The sequence below is a fragment of the Nicoletella semolina genome, assembly GCF_004345745.1.
GTDB classification, from domain to species: domain Bacteria; phylum Pseudomonadota; class Gammaproteobacteria; order Enterobacterales; family Pasteurellaceae; genus Nicoletella; species Nicoletella semolina.
On record NZ_SLXJ01000011.1, the window covers coordinates 23,534 to 31,776 of the forward strand.

Here is an 8,243-nt window from a genome sequence, read left to right on the forward strand (position 1 = left end):
TTTAATCTATGCTCAATCCAACTTATCGTGGACGTTTTTCTGTTGCCCCAATGTTAGATTGGACAACTCGCCATTGCCGTTATTTTCATCGACAATTCACCCAATGTTCCCTACTGTATACAGAAATGATTACAGCCCCTGCGATTTTGCACGCTAAATACGATTTACTTGACTATGATCCCTGTGAAAATCCTGTTGCTCTACAACTTGGCGGCAGTGATCCTGCTCAATTGGCTGCCTGTGCCAAATTAGTGGCTGATCGTGGTTATGCCGAAATTAATTTAAATGTTGGCTGCCCATCTGATCGAGTACAAAACGGAATGTTTGGTGCTTGTTTGATGAGCAAAGCAGAATTGGTTGCACAATGTGTGGAAGCAATGGCACAAGTCGTCAAAATTCCGATTACTGTCAAACATCGTATCGGAATCGATCAATTAGACAGCTATGAATTCTTATGTGATTTTATCGAAAAAATTCAGCCCTACTGCCAAGATTTTATTATTCACGCACGCAAAGCGTGGCTATCTGGTCTAAGTCCAAAAGAAAATCGAGAAATTCCGCCCCTGGATTACGAACGAGTGTATCAGCTCAAGCGAGATTTTCCACATTTAAACATCAGCATTAATGGTGGAATTAAAACGCTTGCAGAAATCAAACATCATTTACAATTCGTTGATGGTGTGATGGTTGGGCGAGAGGCTTACCAAAATCCGTCATTATTAAGCGAAATTGATCTGCAAATTTTTGGTCAAAATCAACCGCTTGTTACCGCCCGTCAGGCTGTGGAAAAAATGCTGCCTTACATTGAACAACAACTCAGCCAAGGTATTTATCTCAATCATATCGTTCGACATATGTTAGGAGTTTTCCAGCAATGCCGAGGGGCAAGACAATGGAGACGACATCTAAGTGAGAACGCCTGCAAACAAGGAGCTGGCATTGAAGTCGTAGAACAAGCATTAAAATTCGTAACCTAGTAACTAAGCAATTTATGCCAGTAGCAAGTACACTTTTAAATCTTATTCTCAAACAATACCAAATCTCGACATTGAAATCCTACAGATACCGATGCCTGCAAAGGTAACTCTACCATTTGACAAGCCGTTAGCTTAACGCCATTAATGGCAATTTGATAACGATAGAATTGCCCTAAAAATAACTTATCGACCACAACCCCCTGCCCTGCTAAATCTTGTTTCAGCAAAATTTGTTCAGGACGCAGTAGCCAGTAATAATGCCCTTGAGAATAATCCATATCAGGAAATAGCCGATAACCCCCTATTGGGCTATGCAACATTCCATCATCTTCAATATGACAATCAAGATAATTTGTGCCGCCCATAAAATCAGCAACAAAGGGGTTGTAAGGAGTGTAATAGAGTGTTGTAGGTGTACCAAATTGAACAATTTTACCTTGATCCATTACGGCAATCTTATCAGCAAATGCAAAGGCTTCTTCTTTACTATGAGTGACGAAAATGGCAGGTACATTTTGGCTTTTTAAGATCTGCTTGATTTCTTGAATCATCACATAACGAGTTTGGCTATCAATATTAGAAAAAGGCTCGTCAAGTAAAAGCAGCTCAGGCTGGCAAGCTAATGCCCTTGCAATTGCCACTCTCTGCTGTTGTCCGCCTGATAGTTCGTGAGGAAAACGCTGCCCAAAACCGTGTAACTGTACTACAGATAACATTTTTTCAGTTATTTGTTGCTGTTCAGATTTTGGCAATTTATTCAATCCAAATTGAATATTTTCTGCCACCGTTAAATGTGGAAATAGAGCATAATCTTGGAAAATTAATCCAATTTTACGATCTTCAACTGCTTTTTGATGCAGATCCTCTCCCGATAGCACGACATAACCTGTCGTAATAGGCAATAAGCCTGCGATTGCTTTTAATAACGTTGTTTTACCACAACCGCTTGCCCCTAACAGACAAACAATCTCATTTTCCTCTACCGCTAAATTTAATGATTGAAGAATGACATTTTGTCCAAATTGACAACTTAATTGTTGAACATCTAATACTTTCATTTTTAATGTTTTTATTTCCTTTAATGGCTTTTTATGCCTTTGAAACACTTATTTAACGTCCTTTTTCAGACTGCAATACAAGAGAACGAGTCAGCCAAATAACAGGAATTAATCCCACCAGCACTAATACAATCGCAGGTAGTGCAGCTTTTTCTAATTGTTCATCTGACGTGAAGGTAAACACATAAGTTGCAAGCGTATCAAAATTAAATGGTCTTAATAATAATGAAGCATTCAGCTCTTTCATACTTTCGATAAAGACCATCAACAAGGCAGTGATAATCCCTTTTGAGATAAGAGGGATATGAATTTTTCTAAACATTCCCACACCACTTTTCCCTAAAGTTTGGCTTGCCATATCCAAAGAGGGAGATACCCGCCCAAGACAGCTGTCGATACTGCCAATCGCCATTGCCAAAAAACGAATCGTATACGCCATCACTAACGCAAACATCGATCCTGAAAAAACTAAACCCACCGTAGGCAAAGAAAAAGATTTTAACCAAGCGTGAAGCTGATGATCAGCAAAAGATAACGGAGATAATAAACCTATCGCTAATACCGTCCCTGGAATAGCATAACCAAAGGAAGCTAATTGTAATGATAAGCGGTGAGCTGGCTGCCAAATTTTGTAATTGACCGCCATACGATAAGCAAGATGTAGAACTAAAGCAACAAATACCGTAACAATTGACGCAATAAACGATACCTTCAAGCTATTCAGTGCAAATCGAACAAAATCTAAATTCCAAGCCTGCTCAAAATAATCATACGCCCAATAGAGCAAACGCCCAAATGGAATAAAAAAGGCAAGTGATAATAGCCCCCAACACCAAAAATGAGCAAGCCACAGCCGCCAGCCTCGTAATATTTTAAACGCAGATTTTTTCTCATAACCCCGCTGATAACTTTTTTGACGGCGGCGACTATATTGCTCCAACACAATAAACAGAAAAATCATTAATAGCATAAATACCGCAATGCGTGCCGCTGTCCCTAAATCTCGAAAACCAAGCCAAGAGTCATAAATTGCCGTGGTTAAAGTTGGCACAGCAAAATAAGCTACCGTACCAAAATCACCAAGCGTTTCCATCGCCACCAAACTCATTCCCACTGCAATCGCAGGACGAATAAGTGGCAAAGTGATCCGTTGAAAGATTTGGCGTGGGCTTGCTCCCAGCATCTTGGCACTCTGTAATAAATTTTCAGATTGTTCTAACAATGCGACACGAGCGAGCAGAAAAATATAAGGATAAAGCACTAAAGCAAGTACAAAACACGCACCATACAACGTGCGAATTTGAGGAAACCAATAATCTTGCGGACGCTGCCAACCAAAAATAGAACGTAACCATTCTTGAAAAGCCCCTGAATAATCCAGCAGGTCAGTATAGAGATAAGCAATAAGGTAAGCAGGCATTGCTAAAGGCAAACAGAGTAACCATTGCAATATTTTTTGTCCTGTAAATTGATAATTTGCCACAATCCACGCAGAAGGCAACGCAAACAACAATGACAGCAACACAGTGCCTATCACCAACAATGCCGAATTCATCACATAATGCCCCAACATTGTCTGCCAAAGATGCACCAAATTGTGCCATTTTCCATCGAAGGTGTGATATACAATCGCCACCAAAGGCAACAATACTAACGAAGTTAGACAAAGTGCGAATAGCTGCCAAATAAAATGACGGTTTCTCATTGCAACTTTTTACCTTAAATTCAAGGACAGTTAAAAACAGAACAGGACGCTTAAATGCGTCCGTGAAAATTTTTATAGATAAATGAACAACGCCCAATAAAATAGTAACAACAAGCGGTCAAATTAAGCAAAAATTCTGCAAAAAATCACTCAAAATGTACCGCTTGTTCATAAGCTATGCATGCTCAAACAACTTGTATTGCTACTTACTTAGCGAAATCATCAAATTTTACTTCATCAACCAATTTCAATGCTTTTTCGTAGTTTTTCGCAATATCTTCAAGTTTTAATGCGTCTGCAGAGAAGCTTCCCCAGCCTTTTACTAACGCAGACGGCTCAACACCTTGTTTTACTGGATATTCGTGATTTAACTCTGCATATAATTTTTGTGCCTTACTATCACTTAAAAACTCAACCAATTTAATCGCATTAGCTTTGTTTGGTGAATGTTTTGCAAATGCAACGCCACTAATATTAACATGCGTACCAAACTGACCACCAGGGAAGTTGATTACAGCAGCTTCAGCCCAAGACTTTTGTTTTTCATCATCGAGCATTTTACCATAGTAATAGCTGTTACCGATGGAATAATCACACACACCTTCTTTGATTGCTTTTACTTGATCACGGTCGCCACCTTGTGGTTTTTGTGCAAGATTTGCTTTTAATCCTTCTAAAAAGGCTTTTGTTTTCGCTTCGCCATAATGTTCAATCATTGAAGCAAAAAGTGAAACATTGTAAGCATTCTTACCAGAACGGACACACACTCTGCCTTTGTATTCAGGTTTTGCAAGATCTAAATAATCAAAATTCGCAGGTAATTTACCCACACGCTCTTTAGAAGAATAGATAACACGAGCACGAGTTGTCAGACCAAACCACTCATCGCCAGAATCACGGAATTGTGCAGGAATATTTTTCTCCAATACTTTCGAGTCCACTTTTTGTGCTAAGCCTGCATCAACAATCTCTTTCACACGGCTGATATCCACGGTTAATAACACGTCGGCAGGGCTTAACTCGCCTTCTTGCTTCACACGATCAACCAACCCTTTATCCGCAAAAGTTACATTCACTTTGATACCTGTCGCTTTCTCAAACTCTTTAAGCATTGGCTCAATTAAGTATGGCTGACGGTAAGAGTAAACATTAACTTCATTAGCAGCGAATGCGGAAGTTGAAGCAAAAGCAGAAACGGCTAATGCAACGGCGGAGAGTGCTTTTTTCATAACAAATCCTCTTGATTGAATTGAAATATAGATAAAGAATAAAAAGTTGGACAAATTCTAGACCTTATATCGCTATAAGTCAATGCGAACTGTTTTTATTTACAAAATAGATTATTCATAATTTATAGTTAAGAAACAGTAAGAAAACATAAATCCCCATATCAAGCCTAAATACGCCGAAAATAGGGTTGTTCAATGGCTTAAAAAAACAGATAATGACTGGCTTGGCAGCCGATTTAGATTAGTAATTAACAGGTGTAGGAAAACGTGGAATATATTTTATTAGTAATCAGCACTGTATTGATTAACAATTTCGTACTCGTAAAATTTTTAGGGTTATGTCCTTTTATGGGTGTATCCAAAAAAATTGAAACCGCTATCGGAATGGGAATGGCAACCACCTTCGTGCTAACCGTTGCCTCGCTTTCTGCTTATTTGGTTGATACCTTTATTCTCACTCCTTTAAACGCCCATTTTCTACGCACTCTGGTCTTTATTCTTGTTATCGCAGTAATAGTACAACTAACTGAAATGATCGTACATAAAACTAGCCCTACACTTTACCGCTTACTTGGAATTTACCTTCCGCTTATTACAACTAACTGTGCCGTTTTAGGTGTGGCACTGCTAAATGTTAATTTAGCCAATAACCTCGTGCAATCGGTACTGTATGGCTTTGGTGCTGCCGCAGGATTTTCACTGGTATTAATTCTTTTTTCTGCATTACGTGAACGACTGGTTGCAGCTGACGTTCCTACGGCTTTTCAAGGTGCTTCCATTGCACTGATTACCGCAGGCTTAATGTCTTTAGCCTTTATGGGCTTCACTGGGTTAGTAAAAGTCTGATGTTAATTTATTATCTTATTGGCGTGATCGCATTTATTGCTCTGATATTTGGAGCGATACTCGGCTATTCATCAATTAAGCTGAAAGTAGAAGCTGACCCAATTGTAGAGCAAATTGATGCCATTTTACCGCAAAGCCAATGTGGTCAATGTGGCTACCCTGGCTGCAAACCCTACGCACAAGCGGTGGCTAATGGCGAAAATATTACAAAATGTATCCCTGGGGGGCAGGCAACTGTGGTTAAAATTGCCGAGTTGATGGGCGTAGACGTCCCCTCAATGGACTGCATTGAAGAACCAGAACCGAAGGTTGCATTTATTATCGAAGATTTATGCATCGGCTGCACTAAATGTATCGCTGCCTGCCCTGTCGATGCCATTATTGGCACGAATAAAGCAATGCATACAGTGATTGCCGATCTCTGTACAGGCTGTGAACTTTGCGTTGCTCCTTGCCCCACAAATTGTATTGACATGATTAGCATTAAGCCTACCGCACAAAATTGGAATTGGAAATTTGATCCCACTTTGATCATTCCTAGCGTTAATACCACGGATATTCCAGTTCAATCCTTGATTGATAGCCAATCACCCCTAAATAGTCAAGGAAATAAAAATGGATAAACTTGACATTTTAACCCGTTTAAAGTCAGGCAAACTATGGGATTTTGCAGGCGGTATTCACCCTCTAGAAATGAAAATTCAGTCGAATCAAAAACCGATTCGCCGTCTTCACTTACCCAAAATATTTTATGTGCCTGTCGTTCAACACAGCGGTATGGCTGGAGAATTATTAGTCAATGTCGGAGATCTTGTTCTCAAAGGGCAAGCACTCACCCAAGGCGATCATTATCGCCAACTCCCTGTACACAGCCCTACATCAGGCACAGTTATCGCCATTACCCCCTACGTTTCATCACACCCATCAGGCATTGCTGAACAAACCATTATTATTGAAGCCGATGGTAAAGATGAATGGCGAGAACGCCACCCCATAGCCGATTTTTTCACGCTAACTAGCGGTCAAATTATCGAAAAAATTTACCAAGCAGGTATTGCAGGGCTAGGCGGTGCGGTTTTCCCAACCGCTGCAAAATTAAGTGCTGCAGAAAGGCGTTGCCAGTTACTTATCATCAACGGTGCAGAATGTGAACCCTACATCACCTGCGATGATCGCCTAATGCAAGACCATAGCCAAGAATTAATCGAAGGCATTCGTATCTTGCGTTATATCCTACGCCCAGAAGAAGTTGTCATTGCTATTGAAGATAATAAACCCCAAGCCATCAAGGCACTTGAAAAAGCCTTGATAGGTTCAAATGATATGTTTATCAAAGTCATTCCAACTAAATATCCATCTGGTGCTAATGATCAACTCATACAAGTTTTAACAGGCTTAGAAGTACCGCAAGGTAAACGGACGATTGAAATGGGGATCGTGATGCATAATATTGGCACCGCTTTTGCCGTAAAACGTGCGATCATTGACGATGAACCTCTCATTGAACGTGTTGTTACCCTAACTGGGGATAAGATCCGCAACAAGGGCAATGTGTGGGCAAGACTAGGTACTCCCATTATTCACCTCCTTGAACAGGTCGATTATCAATCAGATGAACGATTTCCTGTTTTTTTAGGTGGTCCTATGATGGGCTTTATTTTACCTTCTTTAAACTCGCCGATTACTAAAACCGCAAATTGCATTATTGCACCAGATCATTTTGAATACGCACCACCTGAACCTGAACGCAGTTGCATTCGCTGTTCAAGTTGTTCAGACGCTTGCCCAGTAGGATTGCTTCCGCAACAACTTTACTGGTTTGCACGCTCTGAAGATCACGATAAATCTCGTGAATATCACCTTGATGCCTGTATTGAATGCGGTGTCTGTGCTTACGTCTGTCCAAGCTATATTCCTCTGATTCAGTATTTCCGCCAAGAAAAAGCCAAGATTGCAGAAATTGATTTAAAAGCGAAACTTGCAGAGGAAGCCAAACAGCGTTTTGAAGCACGTGAGGCAAGGTTAAATAAAGAAAAAGAAGAGAGAAACGCTCGTATTGCCCAAGCTGCAGAAAAACGTAGAGAAGAAGTTGCTCACAGCCAAGGCGAAGATCCTGTTGCTGCCGCCCTTGCTCGTCTTAAAGCGAAAAAAGCCCCATCAGATACAACATCTCCAATGCAACCAAACGTGAAACAAAATGGCGAGCCTGATAATAGCGAATTGATGGCACAACGCAAAGCAAGACGATTAGCAAAACAGTCTACTACAGAAATCGCTGCAAAAAATAGCCCTGAACAGACCGCTCCAGTAGAAACCGATCCTCGTAAAGCGGCTGTTGCCGCAGCTCTTGCTCGAGCTAAATCCAAAAAGTTAGTACAGCAAGCCGTTAATCAACAAGCGGATACGCAAGCGGTCGGTTCTACAGGAA

General features: G+C 40.5%; 7 protein-coding genes. 4 read left to right on the forward strand and 3 right to left on the reverse strand.

Translation table 11 applies throughout. The features are described 5' to 3' along the window. Nucleotides 1–8: 8 nt before the first annotated feature. Nucleotides 9–977, forward strand: coding sequence for a tRNA dihydrouridine(20/20a) synthase DusA (dusA, locus tag EV693_RS07345; RefSeq protein WP_132501719.1), 969 nt, complete (start codon nucleotides 9–11; stop codon nucleotides 975–977). Between the two features lie 35 nt (nucleotides 978–1,012). Here the strand turns inward: dusA and EV693_RS07350 are convergent, their stop codons facing one another. From EV693_RS07350 to EV693_RS07360, 3 genes are all read right to left on the reverse strand, one after another. Further along, entirely contained in the window at nucleotides 1,013–2,035 is a 1,023-nt protein-coding gene (locus EV693_RS07350; protein ID WP_132501720.1) for an ABC transporter ATP-binding protein, read from the reverse strand. 52 nt (nucleotides 2,036–2,087) lie between these two features. Then, entirely contained in the window at nucleotides 2,088–3,740 is a 1,653-nt protein-coding gene (locus tag EV693_RS07355; RefSeq protein WP_132501721.1) for an ABC transporter permease, read from the reverse strand. A gap of 206 nt (nucleotides 3,741–3,946) precedes the next feature. After that, nucleotides 3,947–4,969, reverse strand: a complete 1,023-nt coding sequence (locus EV693_RS07360) for a Fe(3+) ABC transporter substrate-binding protein (protein WP_132501722.1) — start codon at nucleotides 4,967–4,969, stop codon at nucleotides 3,947–3,949. A gap of 267 nt (nucleotides 4,970–5,236) precedes the next feature. On the opposite strand from EV693_RS07360, the gene rsxA reads away from it, so the two are divergent. The 3 genes from rsxA to rsxC all read left to right on the forward strand — a co-directional run. Continuing rightward, entirely contained in the window at nucleotides 5,237–5,815 is a 579-nt protein-coding gene (rsxA, locus tag EV693_RS07365) for an electron transport complex subunit RsxA (RefSeq protein WP_132501723.1), read from the forward strand. Next, complete coding sequence (gene rsxB / locus EV693_RS07370) at nucleotides 5,815–6,438, forward strand: electron transport complex subunit RsxB (protein ID WP_132501724.1); 624 nt, start codon at nucleotides 5,815–5,817, stop codon at nucleotides 6,436–6,438. Before rsxA ends, rsxB begins: the two co-directional genes overlap by 1 nt. Then, nucleotides 6,431–8,243, forward strand: a 1,813-nt coding sequence (rsxC, locus tag EV693_RS07375) for an electron transport complex subunit RsxC (RefSeq protein WP_132501761.1), incomplete at its 3' end; no start/stop codon positions are given. The genes rsxB and rsxC, both read left to right, overlap by 8 nt.